This is a genomic window from Trichococcus shcherbakoviae (assembly GCF_963666195.1).
Lineage (GTDB): Bacteria > Bacillota > Bacilli > Lactobacillales > Aerococcaceae > Trichococcus > Trichococcus shcherbakoviae.
In genome coordinates this window covers 2,426,421-2,453,372 of the sequence record NZ_OY762653.1, presented here as the reverse complement: position 1 = coordinate 2,453,372, position 26,952 = coordinate 2,426,421, and the positions used below count along the sequence as shown (strand labels likewise).

19 protein-coding genes are annotated in these 26,952 nt (G+C 44.2%); 4 read left to right on the top strand and 15 right to left on the bottom strand.

Going from position 1 to position 26,952, the window contains the following annotated elements; all coding sequences use genetic code 11:
- The first annotated feature begins 51 nt into the window (after positions 1-51).
- The gene (locus ACKPBX_RS11630) at positions 52-759 is read left to right on the top strand and encodes an EAL domain-containing protein (RefSeq protein WP_319995481.1); all 708 of its coding nucleotides are present in this window, start codon (positions 52-54) and stop codon (positions 757-759) included.
- A 616-nt stretch (positions 760-1,375) separates the two neighbouring features.
- Here the strand turns inward: ACKPBX_RS11630 and ACKPBX_RS11625 are convergent.
- The 3 genes from ACKPBX_RS11625 to ACKPBX_RS11615 all read right to left on the bottom strand — a co-directional run bounded on the left by ACKPBX_RS11625 (position 1,376) and on the right by ACKPBX_RS11615 (position 4,350).
- Positions 1,376-2,056: a nuclease-related domain-containing protein gene (locus ACKPBX_RS11625; RefSeq protein ID WP_319995480.1), complete on the bottom strand. Its 681-nt coding sequence runs from the start codon at positions 2,054-2,056 to the stop codon at positions 1,376-1,378.
- 1,099 nt (positions 2,057-3,155) lie between these two features.
- Positions 3,156-3,467, bottom strand: a complete 312-nt coding sequence (locus ACKPBX_RS11620; protein WP_319995479.1) for a type II toxin-antitoxin system RelB family anti-toxin — start codon at positions 3,465-3,467, stop codon at positions 3,156-3,158.
- 166 nt (positions 3,468-3,633) lie between these two features.
- The gene (locus ACKPBX_RS11615) at positions 3,634-4,350 is read right to left on the bottom strand and encodes a nuclease-related domain-containing protein (protein ID WP_319995478.1); all 717 of its coding nucleotides are present in this window, start codon (positions 4,348-4,350) and stop codon (positions 3,634-3,636) included.
- A 531-nt stretch (positions 4,351-4,881) separates the two neighbouring features.
- On the opposite strand from ACKPBX_RS11615, the gene ACKPBX_RS11610 reads away from it, so the two are divergent.
- A protein-coding gene (locus tag ACKPBX_RS11610; RefSeq protein WP_319995477.1) for an IS3 family transposase occupies positions 4,882-6,008 on the top strand; the annotation gives its coding sequence in 2 pieces (ribosomal slippage) (positions 4,882-5,131 and positions 5,131-6,008; 1,128 coding nt in all).
- A 563-nt stretch (positions 6,009-6,571) separates the two neighbouring features.
- Here ACKPBX_RS11610 and ACKPBX_RS11605 read toward each other — a convergent pair.
- The 8 genes from ACKPBX_RS11605 to ACKPBX_RS11570 form a co-directional block, all read right to left on the bottom strand.
- A complete protein-coding gene (locus ACKPBX_RS11605) occupies positions 6,572-7,087 on the bottom strand; it encodes a YjbQ family protein (protein WP_319995476.1) in 516 nt (171 codons plus the stop codon).
- Entirely contained in the window at positions 7,084-7,788 is a 705-nt protein-coding gene (locus ACKPBX_RS11600) for a triose-phosphate isomerase (protein WP_319995475.1), read from the bottom strand. The genes ACKPBX_RS11605 and ACKPBX_RS11600 overlap by 4 nt, the downstream gene beginning before the upstream one ends.
- 9 nt (positions 7,789-7,797) lie before the next feature.
- The gene (locus ACKPBX_RS11595) at positions 7,798-8,637 is read right to left on the bottom strand and encodes a class II fructose-bisphosphate aldolase (protein ID WP_319995474.1); all 840 of its coding nucleotides are present in this window, start codon (positions 8,635-8,637) and stop codon (positions 7,798-7,800) included.
- 11 nt (positions 8,638-8,648) lie between these two features.
- Positions 8,649-8,933 carry a PTS sugar transporter subunit IIB gene (locus ACKPBX_RS11590; protein WP_319995473.1) on the bottom strand — a complete coding sequence of 95 codons (285 nt, stop codon included), beginning with the start codon at positions 8,931-8,933 and terminating at the stop codon, positions 8,649-8,651.
- 12 nt (positions 8,934-8,945) lie between these two features.
- Positions 8,946-10,292 carry a PTS galactitol transporter subunit IIC gene (locus tag ACKPBX_RS11585; protein ID WP_319995472.1) on the bottom strand — a complete coding sequence of 449 codons (1,347 nt, stop codon included), beginning with the start codon at positions 10,290-10,292 and terminating at the stop codon, positions 8,946-8,948.
- A gap of 11 nt (positions 10,293-10,303) precedes the next feature.
- Positions 10,304-10,759: a PTS sugar transporter subunit IIA gene (locus ACKPBX_RS11580; RefSeq protein ID WP_319995471.1), complete on the bottom strand. Its 456-nt coding sequence runs from the start codon at positions 10,757-10,759 to the stop codon at positions 10,304-10,306.
- The gene (locus tag ACKPBX_RS11575; RefSeq protein WP_319995470.1) at positions 10,749-12,701 is read right to left on the bottom strand and encodes a BglG family transcription antiterminator; all 1,953 of its coding nucleotides are present in this window, start codon (positions 12,699-12,701) and stop codon (positions 10,749-10,751) included. Before ACKPBX_RS11575 ends, ACKPBX_RS11580 begins: the two co-directional genes overlap by 11 nt.
- Positions 12,702-13,601: 900 nt before the next feature.
- On the bottom strand, positions 13,602-15,425 hold the full coding sequence (locus tag ACKPBX_RS11570) for a polysaccharide biosynthesis protein (protein WP_319995469.1): 1,824 nt from the start codon (positions 15,423-15,425) through the stop codon (positions 13,602-13,604).
- A 773-nt stretch (positions 15,426-16,198) separates the two neighbouring features.
- Between ACKPBX_RS11570 and ACKPBX_RS11565 the strand changes: the two genes are divergently transcribed.
- Positions 16,199-17,950 carry an IS1634 family transposase gene (locus tag ACKPBX_RS11565; RefSeq protein WP_319995468.1) on the top strand — a complete coding sequence of 584 codons (1,752 nt, stop codon included), beginning with the start codon at positions 16,199-16,201 and terminating at the stop codon, positions 17,948-17,950.
- A gap of 402 nt (positions 17,951-18,352) precedes the next feature.
- On the opposite strand, the gene ACKPBX_RS11560 is transcribed toward ACKPBX_RS11565, so the two are convergent.
- Entirely contained in the window at positions 18,353-19,417 is a 1,065-nt protein-coding gene (locus tag ACKPBX_RS11560) for a glycosyltransferase (protein ID WP_319995467.1), read from the bottom strand.
- A gap of 629 nt (positions 19,418-20,046) precedes the next feature.
- Positions 20,047-22,998: an SIR2 family protein gene (locus ACKPBX_RS11555; RefSeq protein ID WP_319995466.1), complete on the bottom strand. Its 2,952-nt coding sequence runs from the start codon at positions 22,996-22,998 to the stop codon at positions 20,047-20,049.
- A 792-nt stretch (positions 22,999-23,790) separates the two neighbouring features.
- Between ACKPBX_RS11555 and ACKPBX_RS11550 the strand changes: the two genes are divergently transcribed.
- Positions 23,791-24,525, top strand: coding sequence for a helix-turn-helix transcriptional regulator (locus ACKPBX_RS11550; RefSeq protein ID WP_319995465.1), 735 nt, complete (start codon positions 23,791-23,793; stop codon positions 24,523-24,525).
- 33 nt (positions 24,526-24,558) lie between these two features.
- Here the strand turns inward: ACKPBX_RS11550 and ACKPBX_RS11545 are convergent, their stop codons facing one another.
- Together ACKPBX_RS11545 and ACKPBX_RS11540 are read right to left on the bottom strand one after the other, a co-directional pair.
- Positions 24,559-25,401 (bottom strand): MBL fold metallo-hydrolase, encoded by an 843-nt coding sequence (locus ACKPBX_RS11545; RefSeq protein WP_319995464.1) that lies wholly within the window; start codon positions 25,399-25,401, stop codon positions 24,559-24,561.
- Between the two features lie 22 nt (positions 25,402-25,423).
- Positions 25,424-26,854, bottom strand: coding sequence for an MFS transporter (locus ACKPBX_RS11540; protein WP_319995463.1), 1,431 nt, complete (start codon positions 26,852-26,854; stop codon positions 25,424-25,426).
- Positions 26,855-26,952 lie beyond the last annotated feature (98 nt).

Below are 26,952 nucleotides of genomic sequence, written 5' to 3'. Positions count from 1 at the left end.
TCCATATAATTTCGCTGGTTCATCTGCAGTAAGTGTAAAGGAGGAAATGTAATGGATGAGATGCAAGCGTTGCTGGACGATTTATATTTGGTATGCCAGCCAATTATGTTGTGTTCGCATACAAACAACAGTATCGATGGGTACGAAATTTTATTGAGATCACGAAAGCTGTGTGCTTTCCCCGAAAAAATGTTCTTGTGGTTCATTGAGAAGGAAGAACGCAATTCCAAATTGATGGCTTATTATTTTAGGGAACTGAAAAAATTGATTGCGAGCCACCGCAACACCAAGCTATCGCTTAACCTTCATCCGAAACAGTTACAGCATCCTTCCACGTGGGGGTTTTTGGACAGCATTTCCTTGATGAGAAAAAATGTCTCCATCGAACTGACTGAACACTACTGCGCATTCGATCCAGCTGAAGGAGCGGATATGCTCCAAACCTATATCTCCAAACTGAAGACAAAGGATTTTTCGCTGGCGATTGATGATATAGGCAGTGGCCAAAACAACTTTGAATTGGTGACCAAAAATATCCAAAACATCCATACAATCAAAGTTTCGTTGTTGAATTTCAGAAATCTCAATGAAGAGGTCACGTTCCATTTCTTGAACAGCTGGCTTACTTTGTCAAACCATTACAATCTCAAACTGATTGTTGAGGGTGTTGAATCGGAAAGAATCAGCAACAAGCTCAAAAACCTAGGCATGGTTTATCAACAAGGCTATTACCATGGAAAAGGCCAAGTATTGTGCTGACCTTTATTTGAACGCTTCCTCCGGTTAGAGGTGTCTTGCCGGAGATAAATATCCAAAAAGGATGATCACCTCCGACCACCGCGGCTTCGCCGTAGGACAGTTACCGAAAGTCAGGCCAGCTCCGGCGAGCATTCGCTCCCCGGAGTTGGGCTTTTGGGCGCTATCTGTCCTCCGATTAGGCGGGCGCTTATCGGAGCTGGCGGTTTCCTCCTGTTAAGGGATCCTCTGCCGGAGGAGAACATCCAAAAAGAGGATCACCTCCGACCACCGCGGCTTCGCCGGAGGACAGTTACCGAAAATCAGCCCAGCTCCGGCCAGCATTCGTTCCCCGGAGTTGAGCTTTTTGGCGTTATCTATCCTCCGATTAGGCGGGGGCTTATCGGAGCTGGCAGTTTCCTCCTGTTAAGGGGTCCTCTGCCGGAGGAGAACATCCAAAATGAGGATCACCTCCGACCACTGCGGCTTCGCCGGAGGACAGTTACCGAAAGTCAGCCCAACTCCGGCGAGCATTCGCTCATCGGAGTTGGCGACCTTCCTCGCACCACAGATTCATGCCCCCAACCAACACAAAAACCCCCGGAATTCGGGGGTTTACTATCTTTTGACATTCATTCCTTCATTCCAACCGCACCGTTTCGATCCGCGCTTGCTCGATCGCAGCAGCTGTATGCGTATACGGCACCAGTTCGGAATAGATCTGGTTGATCTCGAGCGGCGTGAAAATGTCGGGCAGCTCGGCCATGTCCTTGATGATTTCGCGCACAATCATGCTTCGGTTCATGACTTTGACGCGGCCTGACCGGACGTACATTTTCTTCAGCGTGCACTGATCGCTGAAAACGACATAAGATTTGAACGCATCAGCCTCGAGCGCCAGCTGACGTTCCAACGACGAGATGCGGCTCTCATTTTGCCAAATCGGGTTGTAAAACTGCTGCTTCGGACCCCGTTTCATCGTCTGGGTCCAATAACGACTGTCTTCGTCGCCGAAAATGCAGCCGCTGAAATTCTTCGACTCGAACACATAGATACCGGTCCGTGCAATCATCACGAGATCAATATCGATCGTGGTCCCATCGCTCTTCGGCAAATGAAGATGAGGCAACAGCCGATTCGGCTCGCCCAATTTTTCCAAGTGACTGTAAATCATGAACTCGCCACTCGTCCCCTTGTCCAGCAGCGTCCCGGCAAAACTGCGCCCGCTCGCGGAACCGTTGCCCGACTTGACGTAGCGGATGTGAATCATCCGTGCCGCGATAAGAAAAACGAGAATGATAAAAAATAAGAAGGTCTCCAAATCGGTGCTCTCCTTCAGAATGGTTTTGTCAGCCGCGAAAATTGGCCGGACTTCCCGACGGCTAGCGCTGCGTTAAGTTTCGATCCACTCGCGGATTGTTACCGCTATCATTTTCGGATTATCCAAACAGAGGATTCCGATGAACGGCCTCACGCTAAATCGATTTTACTATATTATCGGAAGTTAGACTACAACTTTATTCATGAAATTTCGGATACCTGACTGAGCGTACGCCGGGAAGGGTTTTTCACCGGTGAGATGATTCTCTGCCGGAGGAAAACATCCCGAAAGAACATCACCTCCGACCAACGCGGCTTCGCCGGAGTTCGGCCTCCCACCACGCTTCCTCCTCCGGCGAACATTCTCTCCCCGGAGTTGATTTCGCGGGCGCACCGCTGTCTTCCTATGAGCGCTCTCCTCATCGGAGCTGGCAGTTTCCTCCGGTTAAGGTTCTGTCGCCGGAGGAAAACATCCCAAAAGATTATCACCTCCGACCACCGCGGCTTCGCCGGAGTTCAGCTGCCTGCCATGCTTCCTCCTCCGGCCAGCATTCGCTCCCCGGAACTGGCTAGCCGTCGCAAGAATGTCCTCCGATGAGCGCTCCGCTCATCGGAGCTGGCAGTTTCCCCCTGTAAAGGGCTTCTCTGCCGGAGAAAACCACCCAAAAAGATCATCACCTCCGACCACCGCGGCTTCACCGGAGTTCGACCGCCAACCGCGCACCCTCCTCCGGCTAACATTCGCTCCCCGGAGCTGGCTAGCTGACGCAACGCTTTTCTCCGATGAGCACCCCGCTCATCGGAGCTGGCAGTTTCCTCCGGTAAAGGGGTTCCTCGCCGGAGGAAATCCTCCAAAAAGACGATCACCTCCGACCACCGCGGCTTCGCCGGAGTTCGACCGCCGCACCACGCACCCTCCTCCGGCTAACATTCCCCCCCCGAAGCTGAACTACCCGGCACCACACCAACTCCGACGAGCACCCGCCTCGTCGGAGTTCACCCGCCCACTAGGTATTTCCAAAATAATCTTGTTTCTGGAACATACTGAAAAGACCGATGGAATTTGCTCCATCGGTCTTAAAAATATTGCACTCGATCGTCTATCTGACTGATTTCTCAACTGCTGCTTGCTTTACCTCAACGAACCTGATTTCGACGTGCTTGCCCAAAGCTTGCGCTATGTCTTCTAGCATGGAGAATGATGGTTCCGTTCTGGCGCTTTCGATCCTCGCAATGGTCGAGCGTGATTTGTTCACCTTTTTGGCGAATGCAGTCTGGTTCAATCCTGTTTGTTGTCTTAATTCGAATAACAGGTCTGCAAAATCTAATTTTGCTTGTTCTTCTTCAAATGCCTGTTTGAACTCGGAACTTTCGGACTTCCGTCGCTTAATCGCTTCACTGTTCTTGCTCAATTGCCATCCCTCCTCTTGTTTTTAGCAAACCAGAATACTTTTTTATAGCCTTTGCTCTGAGGATTGTTAATTTTTATCTTATTTCAATTATACACCTCATTGTAGCAAGTAAGCTACAATTGTCCAATTTATTTTGAAACACTTGCTTCCAAATTAATCCAAATCGTTACGGACCTCTCCACTTCATCGCATCAACATGCGCCTGTTTCGTCTCATCATCCGCTAAAGTATACCGACTCAATTCATTGTATATTTGTTCGATTTCCAAAGGCGTGAAAATTTCCGGCCGCTGCGTCATGTCCTCTATGATTTCGCAGGCCAGCTCATCCCGGTTCATCACCTTCACTTCCGGTGAATAGACAAGCATTTTCTTCAGGAAGCACCGCTCGCTGAAGACGATATAGTTATGAAAAACCTCGTCACCCAGCCCAAGATGCCGCTTCAGAAAACTGATGTGCTTCTTGTTCTGCCAGATAGGATTGTAGAATTGAAAATGCCGGCCGCCTCTGAAAATCTGTTTCCAGTACCTGCTGTTCTCATCCCCGAAAATCCAACCACTGTAATTTTTCGACTCGAAAACATAGATTCCGGTTGTTGAAATCATGATCAAGTCGATTTCGGTGGTTGTCCCATCTCCTTTCGGCAGATAGACATTCGTCAACAATTTGTGCTCCTCGCCCAAATCCTCCAAACAGGAATAGATCAGGAACTCTCCGAAGTTGCCGGTGTCAAACAGAGTATCGAAAACGCTATTGCCGCTTGCGTCGTTGTATGCGGTCCTTTGGTATCGGTTGTATCTGTTAGGTTTCTTCTGCTTCGGCGGGGCTACACTAAATTCCTTATACAAACCAACAACCAGAAGAAAAATCAGTATTATTTCCAAATTCAGCAGCTCCTTTACTGGGACAGGCATCAGGAAGGCATCAAAGCAATCAAAGATAATATACGCGAATCGACGATAAATGATTGTCGCTTTACTAGATTTTTAATCGGTTCTCTTCTCCTGTTAACGTTCCTTCGCCGGAGTAGCGAACCCCGAAAGACTATCACCTCCGACCACAGCGGCTTCGCCGGAGTTCGTCCGCCCGCCACTCTTCCTCCTCCGGCCAGCATTCGCTCACAGGAGCTGAGTAGCCGGCTCAAGTCCGTCCTTCGATGAAAGAACCGTTCATCGGAACTGGCACTTTCCTCCGGTTAGGATCCTCTCGCCGGAGGAAATAACCCAAAAAAATCATCACCTTCGACCAACGCGGCTTCGCCGGAGTACGTCCATCCACCAATCATCATCCTCCAGCCAGCATTCTCTCCCCGGAGCTGGCTAGAGGTCGCAATGGATAGGTTACACTTAACTGGACAAATTCATTGAGGTCTATATAATAGAACTTAATATAATCAAAAGGAGAATATAATCCCCATGACACCACGTCCAAGAAGAACCTATACCGATGACTTCAAAAACCAGATGGTACTCCTCTACCAAAACGGCAAGCCGCGAAAAGACATATTGGCCGAGTATGAGTTGACCGCATCAGCTTTCGACAAATGGGTACGCCAATCCCAATCGTCGGGCTCATTTAAGGAAAAAGACAACCGTACTCCCGAACAGGAAGAAATGATACGCCTACGTAAAGAAAATGAGCGCCTAAGGATGGAAAATGATATTTTAAAGCAAGCGGCGCTGATACTCGGACAAAAATAAAAGTTATCCAGGCAAATGCCGGTAAATACCCAGTATCAGCGATGTGCGAATGCCTAGATATCGCCAGAAGTACCTATTACTACGAAGCCAAGAGTAGCCCATCCGATGATGAATCGCTAACAGAAGAAATCCAGGAAATCTTCCGAGCCAATCGGCGTACCTATGGCACGCGGCGGATCAAGAAAGAGCTGTCCAAAAAAGGTAAAGTCGTTTCTCGCAGGAAAATCAGCCGCATCATGAAGAAGTTGGGACTACAATCCTGTTACACGGTAGCCCACTATAGGGTCCATCAACCGAAGAGCAATGAATCGGATCTGGGGAATACGCTGAACCGTGAATTCAAAACAGCCAATCCACATGGCGCAATCGTTAGTGACCTGACTTACGTCAGAGTTGGGAAGAAGTGGAACTACTTGTGTGTCCTGCTCGATCTGTACAACCGAGAAATCATCGGTTATTCGTGTGGTGAGTACAAAACGGCAGAGTTGGTCCTGCAAGCTTTCCATACAGTCAAGGCCCCTTTGTCGTCCATTCAGCTCTTTCATACGGACAGGGGCAGCGAGTTCGATAATCAACTGATTTCTAAACTATTGGATACTTTCGACATCGTCCGCTCCCTCAGCGCCAAAGGTTGCCCTTACGACAACGCTGTTGCCGAAGCGACCTTCAAATCAATCAAGACAGAATTCGTATACCAAGAAACATTCGAAACAATAGCAGAACTTCAGATTAAGTGGTTTGACTATGTGCATTGGTACAATCATATCCGTCTGCACAGCACATTGGACTACATGGCCCCTGTGGAGTACCGCCGCCAATTGGCGGAAGCAAACTGCGAATAAAACAAGACGAGGCTGGCTTGCGTACCATTGACATGGAGGGGCGGCAGGATAGGCTTTGGGGCTGGCCCATATTTCGATTCTTGAAAATTTGGAGACAGGCCAGTTTATCCTACCGCCAGAGGCTCCGTGTCAATGGCAGCCGTGTATACCCTCAAATCATTTTTGACACCTTATTATTTTTGTCCGAAAAAGTGTTGACAGTCCACTGCTCATCGGAGCTGACGTTTTCCTCCGGGCAGGGGCTTCCTCGCCGGAGGAAATCACAAAAAAAATCATCACCTCCGACCACTGCGGCTTCGCCGGAGTTCGGCCTCCCACCACGTTCTCTCCTCCGGCCAGCATTCGCTCCCCGGAGGTGGGATAACCGGCACAGCACTGTCTTCCGACGAGCGCCCTCCTCGTCGGAGCTGACGCCCACCTCCGGGCAGCTGCCTTCCCACCAACGGAAATATCGAAATGAAAAAGGAGATTAATACCGCCCTAGCGGTACCAATCTCCTTTATTGAATCTTACTTTTGCGTGCTAATACATCCTTCAGTTTCCATTCAATCTCATTAACTATCCTATTCTCCCATCACCATTACATGGCAAGTACGGTTGCGAACCCGATTCTGATCAAAATCAATAAAGTAGATATATCCTACCGATCCGATTTCCAGTTTCCCTTCACTGAGAATAAAACTTTCACTAGCGCCGAAGAAAGATGCACGGATATGCGCATCGCCATTCAGAATGGTTCCCGGATCGCTTGGGTAATTCGGATCATCCAATTCCATCAAAAAGTCCAAATGTTTCGGTCCTGGATAGCGATAATTTGTATTTTCGGATAGTTCTCTAGGAATGATCCGATCCAAGATCCGGTTCAGGTCAACATGCAGAAATTCGTCCCCATTGAAGTCTGTATCATGAACATACTCTTCGAAAATGACAGAACAGGTTGTATGAGGGGATTGTATCACGCAAACCCCATTGGTTATGCCACTATCAGCGATGATCTGTTTTACTTCATCAGTAATATTGTGATAGGTGACCCGACTGCCGTTGGAAGTCAATGTCAACTGCTTTTTGACAAACTTCATTTTACCGCCTGCCTTTCTTTGATTTCTGCAACCTTTTCGATCATCTGACGCAGGATGTCGGCTGGATCTGCTGCACACACAATGCCACTCGTTCCTCCAGTGCCGTCCGCACCAGTCAGTAAAGCATCCTCTACGTCCTTGACAGCAGATATCCCAGCAGCTTGCAGCATCAGGATATCCGGATTGATTTCACGAACCGCCCTGTTTGTTTCGATTTTATAAGAGTCATCACTGGCTTGGCCCGTTCCGATCAGTGCTGTCGGTTCACAGACCATCACATCGGGTGAAAGTAAGGCGATGGCGCGGGCTTCTTCAATAGAGTCTGCACAGGCAATCGTCAAGATACCCAGTTCATCCGAGCGCTTGATTGCTTTGACAAGCTCTCCCAATTCCATTTGGTGTTCCGCGTGATTCAAGAAGGTCGCATCAACCCCAGCCTCACTCAACGCTTCCGGCAAAATGTATCCCATGCCTCTGCCGACTTCGATCCCATCAAGATGCTGAACTGTGATGAATAGACGCTTTGTGGCCTGACGGATTTTGGTGACATCCACATGCTGGACTGTAAAAAGAATATCAATATCATGTTTTTCAGCTAAAGCATCCGCTGCTTTTGCCAATGATAAAGCTTTTTCCCCATACAAGTATGCCTTTGGATTCACAACGAAAAACGGTGTTCTGAGTTTGCGTTTAGTATTCATAGGTGCCTCCTAACCTTCATAAGATTCAGTATGAAAAACAGTGTAGTAGTGCGTCAACATCTCTGCCATCCCATTATTAGCGATCTTTTTCAGTTCAAAATAATCTTTTGGATCAGCTTCTTGAATGTCATTCAGTGCTTTGGTGATGAAATCAGTGAAAATATTGATTTTGCGAATACCGCCCAATGCACAACGTTCCAAGTTTTCATCCCCTGAGGAAGAGCCGCCATGCAATACAAGTGGGACATCCATTGCGGCATGGATATTTTTGAGTACTGTAAAATCAATCTTGGGTGTGCCCACATAATGACCATGAGCAGTACCAATCGATACTGCCAGCGAATCAACACCAGTCAGCTGTGCGAAAGAGACTGCCTCTTTCGCATCCGTGTAAATGGAATCACTCGTTCCGGTTGCTTCCAAACTGTTTCCGGAGCCGACATGGCCAATTTCAGCCTCGACAACCACTCCAAATTGATGAGCATAGTCTGCAATGGCTTTTGATCGACGAACATTTTCTTCGAAGGAATCTTCTGATGCATCCATCATCACCGAAGTGAACCCTAATTCGATTGCTCTCTTAATGAACGCTTCATCTTGACCATGATCCAAGTGCAGCGCTACTGGAGATGTGCTTTTTTCCGCCAAAAACTTTCCAATCAAGGCAGCTTCTTCCAGACTCAACATGTCGCTGTGGGATTGGGCAAAAGCAAGAATCAAAGGTTTCTTCAGCTTTTCAGCTGTCTGGACATAGGTACGCGCGCTGTCCAGATCGAAAAAATTAGCCGCAGGTACAGCGAAATTCTTTTTTTCTGCATAATCAAACATTTCTTTTGTCGTTACAAGCATATTCAGAATCCCTACTCTCTGATTTTTCTCTCAATCTCAGCATACATCTCTTCAGTGCCGAATCCGGTCAATAACGGAAGCCCCATAATGACTTTATCTTTAATGGAATCTGGCACTACCGTAGTGCTCACTATGATGTCATAGTCATCGATCCGCTTCATTTCATCCGCAATTTTGGACTGGTACAACTTCACTTCATCCGTTAGCCCTTTACCGCGCAACCACTCTTTTACTTTATTCGTAACGATGGTTGATGTCGCTACACCTGTACCGCACATGATCAATAATTTTTTCATTTTGAATTCCTCCTATTTGGTTGCTTTCGCTACTTGCCTATTAGGCATGATTTTATTGACGTACACTAATCCCATAAGTACTACCGTGCCGATTAGAGCCAAACCGCCCCAGCTCAACACTTTAGTTAAACCAACGTACATCCAGGTTGTCCATAAGCCACCTTCGGCCAAGGCAGTAATCATGGCATTTCCTTGCAGATCAAAGTTGGCTGCCTGTGCAGAGGCTGTTACTAATGGCGCTACCCAAGATGTGATGTACAAAATGCTGACCATGTAAAGAGAACCTGCAATCACCGTACGAATGATGTTTCCATTAAACACAGCCGCCATCAGACAGATCAGGAACGGAATCGTTGCCAAATCTCCGAACGGTAAAGTTGTGTTTCCAGGCAAGATGACTGACAACAAGATAGTGATCGGCACCAACAGCAAGGAAGAAGATAACACAGCCGGATGGCCTACTGACAAAGCAGCATCCATACCAATATACAATTCACGGCCCGGGAAGCGTTTTCTTACGAATTCATTCGCTGCTTCAGAAATAGGCGTCAACCCTTCCATCAACAATGAGACCATTTTTGGCATGATGACCATGACAGCGCCCGTCTTAACAGCCAATTGACCGGTTCCAGCTACATCATATCCAGCCAAAACTCCGATGACTAAGCCGATCATAAAGCCCATAACGGTTGAATCACCGAAAACACCAAATTTATTTTGAATCGTTTCGGGATCGGCCTTCCAATCTTTAATCCCTGGAATTCTGTCGAATAACCAGTTCATAGGAAGTGCAAAAACAAATCCTGGTGCTGCGGTTCCGTGCGGAAAAGTGATGTTCGGGAAGCCATAGAACTTATTGACGACTGGCCCCAAGATATCCCCCATCAACAAAATCATCATCAAGTAAATGACTGTTGCGGCAATTCCCATCGCAAAGTTATCTGTCAACGCATACACCAATGAAGCAATAAAGGCTGCATGCCAGATATTCCAAATGTCCACGTTCAATGTTTTCGTTAACCCAACGATAATCAGGATGACATTGACGGCAACACCTATCGGAATAGCCAGACTCCCCAGAATCGTCCCATAGGATATAGCAGCCGCAGCCGGCCACCCCACATCGATTGTAGTCAGCGTCAGACCAAAGCGCTCCACCATTTGTTGAGCCGCCGGTCCTAAGCTGTTACCCAATAGATCGATCACCAAGTTCAATCCTACAAATCCAACCCCTACCATCAGAGCTGACGTGAGTGCTTTTCCTGGCTTCGTTCCCAATACCACACCAAAAATGAAAATCAAAATCGGTAAGACAACGATTGATCCCAAATCCACAAACCATTGCAATGCATCTAACATTTCTTTTCCTCCTAGCTTAATCCATATTTTTGAATGATTTCTTGATACTCTTCCTTCTGATCAACTTTCATCAATAATTCCAAAACACCTTCTTGTTGGAACATTTCAATCAAACGTTGCAACATTTCCAACTGTTCATGAGGCTCTTTCAGCGCCAGCATAAATAGCAGCGATACGGAAACCTCTTTGTCATTCGTTCCCATTTCTAAGAACGACAATGGTTTCTCCAGAGACATGAACCCCACCTGGGATTCTTTAACATATTCACTGTCTGTATGGGGGATAGCTACCCCAATACCGTTAATTTCCAAACCTGTGGGAAAAACTTCTTCCCGTTTGATGATATTGGCTAAAAAATCTTGATTGACACAATTGTTTTCCGATAATTCGTCTGCTAACATTTGAAATGCAACTTCCTTAGAAGACACATTCTTTTTTAACAACGCAATCTGATGGTTAAAAAACATGCCCCGTTCCTCCTCTCAGAAGCCGCTCGTACAACTCCTCTTTGTTCTTACTTTCTACAACCCAATTTATTTCCTCCGGAGAGTTAAAAAGATCATAAATCGATGCAATCAATTCTTTTGCTTCTGTCATGTCTTCCTCAGCTATTGCCAATAAGACCACCAATTGGACTCGGCTCATTCCCCACTTGATAGGTGATTCCAAAGCCATAAACGTGACCTTGGTTCGGATAACCGTTTGTGGTTCAGCATGGGGAATGGCGACACCCGTCTTCAATCCCGTACTGCCCAACTCTTCTCTTTCAAACAGTGTCTTTTTGAAGTCACTCGTTACAAACCCTCGCTCAAAATAATCATCGGCTAAATAATTCAGAATCGACTCCTTCGATTCGAATGCCTGCTTCACATACAGGAAGTCTTTATCCAGATACTTACTGAGTACTGTCGAATTCTGATATTGTTTCGAATGAAAACTCTTTTCGTACTGGCTCAAGTTGCTGATATAGGCAGATATTTTTCCGACTTCTTCCGGTGTAGGCAGCGCTGAAACATACATAATTTCTACTGGCAAAGTATCCAACGGAATGGTCGAAATGATTAAATCAACATTCGCCAGAGAAGCTGTATGCAGTTTATCGGAACTGGTGATTTCCAATATCACATCAGCCGACACATTCTGCTTTACACGATTAAAGATCAATTCGGACGTCGCCAGCCCTGAATGGCACACAATCAGGATATGCTTCGTCACCCGGATCCTTTCAAATGCCAGTTGAAAATGGATTGTCAAAAAGGTCACTTCATCCTCGGTCAACGATACTGCATATTCCCGCTCGATATCACCGATCACAAACTTGGTCAGCGTAAACATCGTAGAATATTGCTTCTTGATGCTGTCCCTCAGCGGATTGATGATAAGAATGTTGTTTCTCAGCCGATGGATCATCGGAACGATGTGGGCTATCAAAGCCTGGGCAAGTAATTCATTGTCCGTCAGATCCACGTCCAATAAGTCCGACATATTCCGGATCATCTTATTGGTGACCAACAACATTTTGTCTTTATTGTTCGCGACCTTCAGATAAGGCTCTACACCATGTGCCAACAACAAGGAACAAATATATTGCACATCTTCATCCGTCAATTGAATCATCAGCTCGACAGCAGCTTTTTCTGCAAAGGATATTCCCTGCATATAGAGTTTCATCCGATTCATTTCGTCAAAAACCAAGTTTGACTGTTGGACGATATGATAGCCCAATTGCGCACGTGACAAGAAAATTTCAAGCGAAAAAAGTAATGAATCCACAAAATAACTATTCAGCGGACGCCCCAACAAAATGGCCAAATCTGAGACGAAGCGTGAGACAAGAGCCACTGTCTTCTCCTGAAAAATAGTCTGAATAGCAGGTGCATCCAGATTTGAATTGTCGATGTAATGATCCAACAACGCCTTGAACACACGCTGGCGAGAACACTCATCCGATTCCAGAATCAAGTGTGAATGGGTCAGGTATGCGTTCACTTCATGATCCTGGCAAAACCGGATGATTTCATCCACATCTTTCTTGATGGATTGATGACTGACGAAAAAATAATCTGCCAGAGCTTGATACGTCATCGGTTTATCGGAAAAAAGATAGTTTGCGAAAATAAATACTTTTCGGTATTCCGGTGAGTATTCATCGAATGATGTAGTATTTTCGACAAATAAACTCGTCACCTTTTTCCTTGCATTGCTTTCGCCTTCGATTTTGATGCCCTTTCGTGGTAAGCGGGAGATGTGTAACCCTGTTCCCTCCAGCTTCTCTTCCAAATGAGTCAAATCTGTATAGATTGTTTTCGAAGAAACGTATAGTTTCTTTTGAAAATGCACTGCTGGCAAATACTCTGTTTCTTCCAACAGCAATTGCAATAACCCTTGTTCTCTTTTACTTAATAACATTTTCCTAAACCACCTCCGGAAGCGCTTCCTTGATTCTTATACTATCCCACAATAAGTTTTCCGTAAATAATATCTCGCTACCACATTAATGTGGAAACACGAACAATCGCTTACGCCATCATGTTCCTGCGGTTAAAGTAGATCCCGTCCGAGCTGCCGATTACATCCTGGAAGGAGCCTTTCTACCGGAGGTGAACATCCATAAAGATCATCACCTCCGACCGCGGCGGCTTCGCCGGAGTTCGGCCTCCCCACCACGCACTGTCCTCCGGCCAGCATTCGCTCCCCGGAGTTGAGCTACCTGGCGCAGAACTGTTCTACGATGAACGCCCTCCTCGTCGGAGCTTATGATTTCCTCTGGGCAGCAGCCTTCCCGCTGGAGGAGAACACCCAAAAAGATTCATCACCTTCGACCAACATTCGCTCCTCGGAGGTGACATTCTCCTCCGGGCAAGGGCTTCCTCGCCGGAGGAAATCATCCAAAAAGATCATCACCTCCGACCACCGCGGCTTCGCCGGAGTTCAGCTCTCGCAACACAACCTCCTCCGGCCAGCATTCGCTCCCCGGAGTTGAGTTAGCCGGCGCAAGACTGTCTTCCGATGAGCGCACTGCTCATCGGAGCTGACGTTTTCCTCCGGTGAGGGGTTCTCCGCCGGAGGAAAACACCCAAAAAGATGATCACCTCCGACCACCGCGGCTTCGCCGGAGTTCGGCCCCCCACCGCGCATCCTCCTTCGGCCAGCATTCCCTCCCCGGAGTTGAGTTAGCAGGCGCGAGGCTGTCTTCCGACGAGCGCTAGCTCCGTCGGAGCTGACACGTATATAACAAAGCACACCCTCAACCGGCATCGCTGCTAGTTGAGGGTGTGCTTGTTCTACAAATCATTACTAAATCATACCTTAAACATTTTCATTTGCGAAGGCAATCACTTCGTCACGAAGCTTGTCATTTGCCAAACCATCAAGTGATTCGACAAATTTCCAGACCTCTTGTCGGTCATAGGTTGTGGCATTGCCGACGAATATTTTTTCGAAGACTTGATTGTCGGATAATTGTCCATCAACCAGCAATTCTTCGTACAATTTCTCGCCAGGGCGGATGCCGGATTCCACGATTGGAATTTCCGCTTCCGTATACCCGGATAACTTGATCATTTTGCGGGCCAAATCGGAGATTTTGACAGGTTCGCCCATATCCAGGATGAAGATTTCTCCCCCTTTGGCCAGCACGCCGGCCTGCAGAACCAGACGGCTTGCTTCCGGAATCGTCATGAAGTAGCGGATCATGCGCATGTCGGTGACAGTGACCGGACCGCCTTTTTCGATCTGCTCTTTGAAGACAGGGATGACGCTGCCGCGGCTGCCCAATACATTTCCGAATCGGACTGCAGCGAATTTGGTTTTACCCGGTTCATTCAAGGAAGTCACCAGGATCTCTGCGATACGCTTCGTCGAACCCATCACGTTTGTCGGGCGGACCGCTTTGTCGGTGGAGATCATCACGAAACTCTTCACTCCGGCCGCTTTGGCGGCTTCAGCCATGTTTTTTGATCCGTAGACGTTATTTTTTATTGCTTCCATCGGATTGTATTCCATCAACGGTACATGTTTGTGGGCCGCTGCGTGGAATACATGATCGGGTGTATAGGTTTCCATTACTTGGAAAATACGTTCACGATCCTGGATATCCGCAATGACCGGAATGATCTCGATCGTGCATCCGTACAGGTTGCGCAATTCTTTATCGATCAGGTAGATCGAATTTTCACCATGGCCCAGCAAGATCAATTTTTTCGGTCCGAATTTTGCGATTTGGCGGCAGATTTCCGATCCGATCGAACCACCTGCACCACTCACCAAGACCACTTCATTTTCCAACTGCTCGGCAATTTTCGTGCGGTCCAATTGCACTTCTTCGCGTCCCAGCAAATCGACCACATCAATGTTGCGGAGGCGGCTGACGGTCAGTTTGCCCTTCAGGACATCCTCGATCCGCGGCATCTGATTCACTTTCACATTTGCCCGGTTACAATATTCCAAGATGCTTTCCAACTCTTGCGGCTTCAGGGATGGGATGGCGATCGTCACCTGGTCGACGGCAAACTCCTTCACCAATGCAGGAATGTCTTCTTTCGTACCGACGACCGGGATGTCGAACAAGCGCGAATTCGCCTTGTTCCTGTCACCGTCGACAATGCCGACGATTTCGATCTCACTCGGCTGACGCAGGATGCTGTCGACGAAGATACTGCCGCCAGCACCGGCCCCGACAACCAACGTGCGGACCTTCTTGTCGATCGGCACATTGTTCTTTTTAAGCTTGCCATCATTCCATTCATGATAGAAACGCCAGAACACACGCGATCCGGGCAGGAACACCAAACTGAACATGTACATCAGGAAAATGTAGCGGAAGCTGACACCTTTGATGAAAAATAACGAAATGAGTGCCGAAATCGCATAGGATACCGTCATCAAAATCGTCGACTTCCCGACTTCATAGATGCTTGTGTAGCGGACGATCCTCGCAAATAAGTGACTGCGCAGCCCGAGCAGAATGTAACTGCCGATGCAGACACTCACCATGACGAAAAAGAACGTTTGCGGCGGCCCAATATACGCCTGGATCAACCAGTAGGCCAATAACGCGGATACGAAAATAAAAAATGAATCCAGTAAAATTAAAACCATTGCCTTTTGTTTGCGTGATAAATTAAGCGACATATCTCAGTACTCCTCCTAAAAAACTTCCTTGACGCTTGCTGTCTTCTTACAACATCTCAACTTTATGTCCAAATCTATGGGAACCTGAGCAAAAAGCTGTCCCCATCGAGAAAAATTGTTGCCTTTGTTCGGAAAGCGGCCACTTCCCAAAGCCAAAATCCGCTTCGGAACGGGCAGATGCGCCTTCTTAAAACCGGATCGAACGATGGAAATCCAACAGTGAATAAAATTTCCTTAACATATCATATTGTACTATATCATTCTTGAAATAACTATAATTATTTTACTGAAATTCAGAATTAACTGTGCCGAAAAATACGTCCTCTTGCTCCTTGCGAAAAAAACACGCTGCCATCCGCATTGATGAATAAAATGCGGATGGCAGCGTGCTTTCGTTCGGTTTTTGCGCCGGAGAAGAGGATCCCGAGCGGGTTGTCTCCTCCGGTCAGGCGGGCCTCGCCGTAGTTGGGCTACGGGAAAATGACCGTGCTCCGGCAAACACATTTTCAAAGGAGTTAGGCTTCCCAGCACGAAATGTGCTCCGATGAAGAGAGCGTTCATCGGAGCTGGGCACACCTTTGGCGTTATAACGCGCGGATGATATCCCCTACTGCATTCTCATATGCATCCAGATTTTCGGGCGTTTGACACTTACGAATCGAAAAAGCATCCGGAAAGCCCGAGAGGGCTTATTTTTTTTGTCAAATTTATCGGTTATATTTTGCGTGACTTCGCGTGATTTGTTATAATGAAAATAAAAAGGGGCTGTTCTTATGCGGTTGAAAGTTTCAAAATCTAAAAACGCTGCCTCCTTCTACGTTACCAAAACCATCTATGAGAACGGAAAGGAACGAACCATCACGGTAGAGAAGCTCGGCACTGAAAAGGAACTCCGTGAAAAACTGGATGGGCAAGATCCTTATGCATGGGCAAAAACGTATGTGTCGGAGCTTACTGCGAAGGAAAAAGAAAACCAGCGAGAAATCCTCGCTCCCTTATCCCCTATCAAACAAATCGAAAAAAATCACCCTTGTCTATTCAATGGCGGCTACCTGTTCCTCCAGGATATTTATTATGATTTAAAGTTAGACAAGATTTGCCAAACAATCAGCGACCGGCACAAGTTCAGCTTTGATCTAAATAGCATCCTCTCCTATCTGATTTACGGCCGAATCATTTATCCCGCTTCCAAGAAGGCCACTCATGAACTATCCCAAAAATTTCTGGAGCGACCCTCTTTTGAACTGCAGCATGTATATCGAGCGCTGGAAGTGCTGGCAAAGGAATTCGATTGGATTCAGGCCCAACTCTATAAAAATAGTCTGGCTATTCTTCCTCGGAATACGCGCGTCCTCTTCTACGACTGTACAAATTTCTTTTTCGAAATCGAACAGGAGGAGGGGTTAAAACAATACGGCTTGTCGAAGGAGCATCGGCCCAATCCGATTGTGCAAATGGGGCTTTTCATGGATGGAAACGGCATGCCACTGGCATTCTCAATTCAGAAGGGGAATACGAACGAGCAGACAACCTTGAAACCCTTGGAGAAGAAGATCCTTTCAGATTTTGAATTATCTCAATTCATAGTGTGTACGGACGCAGGATTGGCATCGACAGCTAACCGCAAGTATAACAATCTAGGAAACCGGGGCTTCATAACTGTTCAATCCGTCAAAAAACTGAAAGCCCATCTGAAGGATTGGGCGTTGGACCCGAAGGGTTGGCGGCTAGCTGGCCAAGACGAATCCCCTGAAGATGGCTATGATGTGAGGCAACTTTCTTATGATTCGAAAGAAGACCGGAACAAGAACTTTTATAAAGTGCGATGGATCAATGAAGATGGTCTAGAACAAAGACTGATTGTCACTTATTCTCTGAAATACCGCATTTATCAGGAGCAGATTCGCAATCGTCAGGTGGAGCGCGCACAGAAACTAATTGATACCACTCCTCAAAAATTCAAGAAAGCCAACCAGAACGACTACAAACGGTTTATCGAGCAAATCCCCTACACCTCTGATGGTGAGAAAGCAGAAAAGGTTGCGTTCTCCTTAAATCAAGATGTAATCAATAAAGAAGCTCGGTATGATGGCTTTTACGCTGTATGTACGAATCTAGCAAGTTCCGCTGAGGAAATTATAGCCATTAACCACAGGCGTTGGGAAATCGAGGAAAGCTTTCGCATCATGAAAAGTGAACTGAGGTCCAGACCCGTCTATCTGAGTCGTGACGATCGCATTATTGCTCATTTTATGACTTGTTTCATCTCACTTATGGTAGTGAGGGTGTTGGAGAAAAAAATGGGAGAAAAGTTTACTTGCCAAGAGACCATCACAAAACTAAGGGAAATGAACTTCATGGAACTCCGTGGCGAGGGATTCATTCCGGCCTATACTAGAACAGATTTCACAGATTCCCTACATGAAGCCTTTGGCTTCCGAACAGACTATCAGATTCTCCCTACAAAAAAAATGAAAAAAATTTTTAAAATGACCAAAACCACGAAAAAGGTACGCACTTTTTAACAAAATAAAAAAGCCGAAAAAAGCTGTAATAGCAGCATTTTCTCGGCTTTTTTCCTTCTACAAGTGTCAAAGACAGGATTCTTGAAATAACTATAATTATTTTACTGAAATTCAGAATTAACTGTGCCGAAAAATACGTCCTCTTGCTCCTTGCGAAAAAAACACGCTGCCATCCGCATTGATGAATAAAATGCGGATGGCAGCGTGCTTTCGTTCGGTTTTTGCGCCGGAGAAGAGGATCCCGAGCGGGTTGTCTCCTCCGGTCAGGCGGGCCTCGCCGTAGTTGGGCTACGGGAAAATGACCGTGCTCCGGCAAACACATTTTCAAAGGAGTTAGGCTTCCCAGCACGAAATGTGCTCCGATGAAGAGAGCGTTCATCGGAGCTGGGCACACCTTTGGCGTTATAACGCGCGGATGATATCCCCTACTGCATTCTCATATGCATCCAGATTTTCTCTGATGATGTTGTCCGCGACCAGATCCGTGATTGCCTGCATATCGATGCGCGCCAGGTCGGTTTCTTCGATCGAAACAGCGACGCCTCTAAGCTTCAGTTCTTCGATGTTTTCGGTATCTTCCAATACGCCTTCCCTATCGATCAGCACCAGGTTCCTTTTTGAAAGCAAGGCCTCCGATATCGTTCCCCAGCCGGCTTTGGCGATGACGATGTCGCTGGCGGCGAGGTAGTTGTGGGTATCGAAAGTTTCGACGGGAAGCTGGACGACGGTGGCGTTGCCGGTAGCGGTGATGTTGATGCCGCTTGTGGCGAAGATGGTGCCGTTCCAGTTGGCGATTTGGATATTCAGCAGGCTGGCGGATTTGCCGCAAGTGATGAATATGCTCGGGCCGTATTGAGCTTTGATGGCTGCGATGCGGTCGGGATCGAAGCGGCGGCAGATGAAGCCGATCTGTTTTCTTGGGACAGTCAGTTCGGGTGCCGGCAGCATCAGGTCGTATTCAATGAGGAGGTCGAGTTTGGCGTAGACTTCCCTGAAACGGGCGATAAAGGTTTCGGAAAGGCCAAGGAACTCGTACTGCTCGCACCAAGTGAAGTTGGCGATGCCGATATTGCGCACACCCAATTGTTCCCCCACTTGAATGCCAATGACGCTGATGTCACTGATGACGCAGGCGACGGGCAGATCGCGCAGAATGGCGACTTCCGCAGCAACAGCGGTATCCCACCCGGCCATGAAATCGGTCAGCTCGTGCTCGAGACGCGGTATGTCGACCTGGAGACTGTTGTCCTTATTGACGAGGCCGACCTCGGTGCGGATGTCCCTGTAGGTCACGCGGTCGCCGAAACGCGCGAGGTACACGCGGGCGAAGCTGTTCTGATAGACGCCGCTCGCGAGATAAATCAGATGATCGGTCGTCTCCAAAATTTTCTCGATGATCGCCAGGCAGCGAGTCATATGCCCGAAGCCATGGGATGAAGCATAAAAGGCAAGATATTGGTTGTTCATGACTGGTCTCCTATTATGTATGTTATATTTTTATGAGAGCTGACGCCCCCGGGCTATGCATCTAAACAGATTAGCACTTTTTGTCGACTTGACTTCGTTGGAATTTACTCACTTGACCTTGAATCTTCTCCAGCAACCATTCTCTTCTCTGATGATAACGTAAAATGTTTAACACTCACTCGTAGCTTCTTCCCCAGCCACATTCAATAAGCAATTCTTAACCAACGATTTCTGATAACGCTCCACTTCTGTCTGTGAAGACATCGATAGTTCTCTGGATGTATCTTAGGCGAAGTATTGGTTTATTCCATCGCTGTTGCTGATACTCTGCATAGGGCTAATAAGCATCAGCGCCCCCCAGTTCCTAATAGTACATTACTGCTTTCACAACACAAATACGCCAATATCTTGTACGCACTAAACTAGGTATATTTTTAAATGAAATGAATTTGAGGTAACCACGCTGGCTTCTTACTCCAAATTACGCATAATTGCCAAATAACCTGTTAGATTCTATGAATAGAAGCTTTTCCAAAAATTCCGGTATCCTCAGTATAGAAAATATCCAAATTGGCTTTGTTACAAATAGAATATAGAACACATATATTGCTCGCTTAACTAAACTGTCATTACATAAAGTATTTTAGTAATATATCTAGATAGCGTTTATCTTTTGAATTTTTAACACGCTCTTTTAATATTTCTATTAAATGAGGTCGCATATTTTTATCCTTTGATATTTTTTCTAATAGTTCCTCACTGTAATTTTTCAACCAAATCGCCTTAAACTTTTTATAATCAAAGTCCTCTGGATCAACGAACAGATCATATTCGTCATCAATTCCGACAAAATCTTTCATTTTAGAGTTGTTAAGTTCTCCAATAAAATATTGTATTGCAAAAGTAACAATATGATTGTCTGCATACATTTTTTGTATACCTTTTTCTTTGTCGCTTCTAATAGTACTCAAACGTTCCTCTATGAAATTCAGAATGATATCTTCATATTCCGTTAGATGTTCTAGAGCCCCTACTCTCCAACTGTCAATGATTTCATCTAAATTTGTTATTGTTCTCATGCTCGAAAGATGCTCGTTAGCATCTCGTGATAGAATTGAGGAGAGTTTATATATATAATCGATCTGATATTTTGATTCGTCGGTAAGAGTTAATGCATAATTCGATAGTTCCTCTGAAGTATAGTCTTCATAGTAATATTTAATCAGATTGGCAAAATTTATTGGCAGTGCTCCCGAAGATGATTGTTCAATAAACTTGCTGTCCCTTTGTTTCTCAACTTCCACTAGTAAAAATTCCTCAATTATTTGGATTGCTTTTTTAGGCAAACCATTATTTTGTGTAATTCTGCTTAACCACAGAAATTTGGTATTAATATCAGCATCAAATTCAGGATAATAAAATAATATCGTCCTAAAAAGTTTGATCAAAATTTTATCTGACAGTTTTATATACTTTGCAAAATAGAACGCTGTTTTCGCTTCAGGGATAAAAATATGATAAAACACAATATTGTTGTTTTCATTTGAAAAATACTTAATTAAATTATTTGCTATACGAGTGATATAGTTTTCTATTTTATCCAGGTCTGAATAAGTAAAGCGTTCTATTTTACAAATTCGCTCAATATACTTCACATCGTCTATATTGAATGATTTAGTGATGCTCACAAAGTCAAAATAATCAATGTGAAAGTTTGATCTAACTATCCCCTTAAAAAAACCTAACTCATCCTCATCTCGAGTTTGATCATATTCTGCTTTTTCAAATTGAAGAATAATAGAGCTGCGAATATATTGTTTTATTTCTTTAAAGTTCACTGACCATAAACTATTTTCATAAAGAAACCGAATATTATCATTCAGCCTAAATTGAACATCAATATCTGAAGTTAAGTTCCCCATAGAATACATACCTTTATGGATTTCATTATGAATCTTATTTGTCAATTCAAAAAGTTTTACAGTATCTTCATAAAGAAACTGGTTATCACTTAAGAATTCAAGTATCTTATATCTTTCTTGAAACTTGTAAGGCATGCTTTGAAAAATCTCATCAACGTCAAAATTTTTCATTTCACTTTCAAGTCTATTTAAAAAATCATCAGTAAAAGGCTTATATAACCCCCTATGTGTGAACTGACCTATTCCGCCAAAATAATCTTTTGATTGAATTATTGATTGATACAATCTATACCTATTAATTTGCGAAAGATAATGTATCCACCAATTTGATTCATCAGTTGCTTCTGACAAAAGTTCTGAATAAAGATTATAAGATTCCTCCCACATCCCAAGACAGGCTAAATAAAAAGCCTTCTCATAATCCGCTTCCATGTTACATGTATTATTTTGAACAATCCTTTCCATTTCTTCATAGTCATTATTATAGGCGGGACTATCAATTGTAAAGGAAGTGTCAATCATTCTATTATCCGAGTTATCTGCCATGCAGATTATTTTATTGGCATCAAAAAAATTAGTGATTTTCTCGAACTTATTTTTTGTTTCATAAGATAGTTTTCTAGGCATTTTTTCTTTAATTTCAAAAAAATGTTCCAAATAACCGAATCCCTTATTCTTATGTTTGACCACCATTCCATTAACTTCAAAATGATAATCAAATTCAAAAACATACTTCAAGTCGTTTTTCCTTATATTTTTCAACACAAATAGAGGACTCAACTTCTGATAAATGTAATCTATTACATCATCATCAGAAGTTAAATTATCATTATCCCTAGTTTCAATTAACAGATCCATAACAGAGTCATAGCGTTCCATATAATCATCTTTTTCTGTTTCTTTGATGCTTGCTGAGTCAATTATTCTTAGGCCTTTATTTTCATAATAAACAACATCATTTTCTTCAATTTTCTCATGATCTGTTCTAATAAAAAACGGTTTATTATATCCCTCCTTTTGTAATTGCTTAACCCAGTTTAATAGAAGATTAATATTGTAGTCACCTACTCCATAACCGATAAATACAATAGTGTGTGTAGCCATAATTGTTTTCATAAGGTTACTAATAAGTGGCGAGTTTAAGTCGTAATTCATATAATCGCTTTCTTTTAGTACAACATTTTCACCTTTAATCCCCCTACTAAAATCACCGTGTACTTTTAGTAGATACCTTGATGAAGGGGCTAAAGCAACATCTTCTTCTGCACTAATATGACTATAATACTTGCCTCGCTGCAAGCATGTCTTATCTATCAAATTATCGTAGTTTGTAGTGATAATATGTACAGGATTCATAGCGAGAATCTTAAAATGTATCGGGTTGGGATTTTTATCAACACTAAAAATATCGTTCAGTATCTTATCATAAGCTTCTTCACCTTTTACATCATAAAAGATTTGAGGTATCTTTAAATATTCATCTGTAGAAAAATCACCCTCTTTTTTCTTACCATAAAGTTCATTGAAGTATCTATCTACCAATTCCCACCATTGTGGATATTCAGAAAGCGTTGAAAGACCCGCCCCAACGAAGAAAACTAGCTTCCCATATTTTGAAGCTCTCGCTATTTCTTTGATATATTCTCTATACTTTTTCACAAACACGCCCCCATTTCTAGTAACATCGTAATTAAATAAAGCTCCGTATTATATGGTACAAAAAAATTTTAATACATAAATTCCAAAAACTCCCAATTTCTCCCAAATATGTTCAATCATTGAACACCAACATCATTTGGAATACCTATATTAAATATTATTTAAAATACTATAATTCTTAAATTCAATTTTACTACACCATATCCTATTAAACTATGCTTAAAATTTGTTAAAACAAATTTCTTCAATCCCTTGTTTTTATAGCTAATATGAGATACGTTGCAGAAAATCACTAGCACGGAAAACAAAAAGAAAATCTGTCTAAATACCTTACGCGAAGGATTTAGGCAGATTTTCTTGTTAATCTAAATTAATATTTCTTTGAATGTGAGGCTTCGCCGAAGCTCTGTCATTAATATACATGTGTTTGTCCGATGAAGCCCTTTTCCATCGAAAGGCCGTACTCAGAATCCACCCTGAAATCCGGACATAACTTCTTCTCTGGAAATCAGACATCCAAAATGATCATCACCTCTGACAACAGCGGCTTCGCCGAACTACACCCTCCTTCCCGCACCCACCTCCGGCCAGCATCTGCTCCCTGGAGTTGAACTTCCCGGAACAATACTGTCTTCCGATGAGCCCTCTGCTCATCGGAGCTGGGCAGCCCGGGCCAGGCGCAAGATCTTTCCGTCTACCAGCTCAGAAATAAGTCCTAAAATTGAAGCTTCCCTTCCAACCCTTTACGAAATCGGTTACAAGCTATAGAATAATTCTATAAGGAGGCAGCATATGGCGCATAAATATCAAGTCTTTCTCGAAAATACAATTCATGATCACAATCATTTACAGACTGTATACGAGCGATTGGATTACATCTTGTTGTTCAAAGAAGCAATTAGCAATAATAACCCGAAGGAAGCTAAAGAAGCGATGGCTCGTTTCTATGAATACATTGCCTATGATCACCAAAATTATGTCCCACCGGAAGATTTGTTGGCAGCCGCTATAGGCCGTACGCAGTTCTTCCATGGGTTAATCTACTCCGCTTTGTTGGATCTGTTGGCTCCAAGTGTATTTGCCTATTCCCTTTCATTGGTACACATCGAGACTATTAATCAGATGAAAAAACCGGATGAAGCTTTTGCAATAACCTGCACAATGATTGATACGTATTGCGAATATGTTCAATCATTGAAGCGGATTCAAACAAGCGATTTTTCGACCAAAGTGTTGACATTGATAGATCTAAATATCAAGAATGTTTTGACAACGCACATTTTGGCGGATCACCTGCATCTTAATCCCGATTATCTCCAAAAAAAATTCAAGGCAGAAACCGGGCGAAACATCACCGATATCATTAACGAACGTCGGATAGCATTAGCGAAAATCTATTTACGCAGTTCCCAATTTTCAGTAACGGATGTAGCCTATGAAGTTGGTTTTTCTGATGCGAGCTATTTCGGGAAAGTGTTTCGTAAGTTTGCCGGTGTAACTCCCGGGCAATTTCGAAAAAATAAATAGGAGACCAGACGACGTGTCTGATCTCCTGTTTTGTTACGCATCGCATTTATACCAGAGTTCGATGCCATTTTGACGAACGACTTCGCCTTTGCGGAAGCCGATTTCTTCGTATTGGCCGGTTAGAGTACCTTCAAGAATCCCGGCTGTAAGTTCCAAATAATCTTTGACCACCTCTTTGTGCATTACGGGATTTTCATGCCCTACCAAAAGAGTGTCATAAGCATCGCTCAAATCCCAAAGTTTTTTGATCGAGTGGGAATAAATTTCTAGTTCTTCGCGATTCCCGCCTTCTTTATTGAAAATAATGATGCTGTCATTAATAGTATCCCCACTGAATAACAGGCGGTTGGTGCGGTCAAGATAAGAGACATGCCCAGGAGAATGGCCCGGAGTTTCATAAATTTCCAAGATACGATTTCCGAGGTCAATTGTGTCCCCTTCCTTGATAGGAATATACGGGAACAAGGTCAAATCTTTTTCTTCCGGCAATTGTTCAACCAACGCTTCGATATGCCCTTCACCAGGGAAACGAATGGGAACGCGGGTTTCGATATACCATTTCCGCATGGCTACGCTCGGATAATGCTCCTGATACAGTTGGTCATCCCTTTCGTGCATGTAGGCCTCATCAAAAGCGTACATGCCTCCCAAATGATCCAAATGGCCGTGCGTTAACAGCACTTTGATCGGTTTGTCCGTGATTTTACGGACATCGTCTATGATGTTGCCGATTCCGGCTCCGGTATCAATCAGGGCAGCGTACTCGTCTCCAACTGCGACATAATAGTTATCCAAAAAATAGTCGCTGATGTTCCAAGTATTTTCGTTAATTTGTGTTATTTGTTTCTCGATTTTGGGAGTTGTGTTTACTGCCAAATCAAATCACCCTTTCTATTTTTTATAGTCCATTAACCTCTTGAGAAATCTTTTGCATTTCTGCATCCGTCATGTTGTAGATAAAGTGGAAGCAAACAAAAATGAGAACTGCTCCAATGACCGGTAAGATACCACCCAACATCTTGATGGACGAAGCGACTTCTGTCGTTTGTGCGGCTCCGAGCGCTACATCATAACCGACAACATCCAGCAATAGCGCAATCATCGATGTGGACAGACTGGAAACAAGGAATACCAGGAACGTTATAGTGGCGCAAATAGTTCCGTCATTACGGTCTTTTGTAAGGTATGCTTGGTAGTCCACAGCATCAGCTATCAACGACCAAATCAACAGACTGAAGAACCCTACAAAAAATTGCCCCAACAATTGGAAGAAAATATACATGGTCGATGAGACAGGGAAAACTGCATTTACTGCGAATGATGCCGCTGCCAATAGTGCCGGCCATGTCACAAGGTTCTTTTTCCCAAAACGGTTAATCATCGGCTTAACAATAAACATAGCCGCAACTATCGGAATCAAGGTTGCTAAACCAAGTGCTGCGAGTTGCTCCGTTGCACGGTAGTGACTCATGAAGACATACTGGTTCATGATGCCGGTTGTTTGAATAAAGAATTTCGTAATGATATAAGCAGAAATAACTGCAATCATCGGACGATTCTTCACAAACGTTTTCATAATTTTGAAATAGTTGATGCTCTTTTGTTCATCTGTTTTATCAGGTATAACGATACGCTCTCTTACCAAAATATGGGTCAAGAACAAGCAGACGGCAGTGAATACGGACAAGATAATGGCTAAGACAACAAATTGACTTGCGACCGGATTGTCCATTTGATCGAACAAGATTAACGGTGCAATGGAGGTCACTATGACGTTTGCCATCACAGATCCGATACTTCTGAAGTTTGACAGATCGGTTCTGCCTTTCATGTCAGCTGTAATGGAGCTCAGCATGGCACCATATGGTACATTAATGAACGTTCCCACGATTCCCCAAATGAAGTAGGTGATAAGGGCATAGCCGATTTTGACAGCGTAAGGTGCGCTAGCTAAGTTCACAAATAATAAAATTGTAGTTACGAGATATGGTAACAAGTATTTCATTAAGAATGGCTTGTACTTACCAAATTTAGAGCCCGCTTTGTTATCCACTACCCTTCCGATAAAGGGATCATTGATTGCATCTGATGCCTTACAAATCGCGATAATAAGTGAAAAATGTACCGGTGTTATTTGCACGATATTAACGAAGAAAATCATTAAGTACGTGTTGACCAGTACTTGTAATGAATTAAACCCTAAATCCCCGAACATGTAACCGAGTTTATCTTTGATTCCAAATGCCGGTGCGCTCTTGATACCATCAACATATTCTTGGTTTGATGGAACCGCTAAAGTTACCTTTCCTACTTTTGCTTCTGTAGCCATTTCTAATCCTCCTTAGATGTTTTTCCAAATTTGTAACCGCTTTACTTTGAATGGCTTAAGTATAAATTGGAAAGCGTTTTTATAATAGTTGTTTTCAG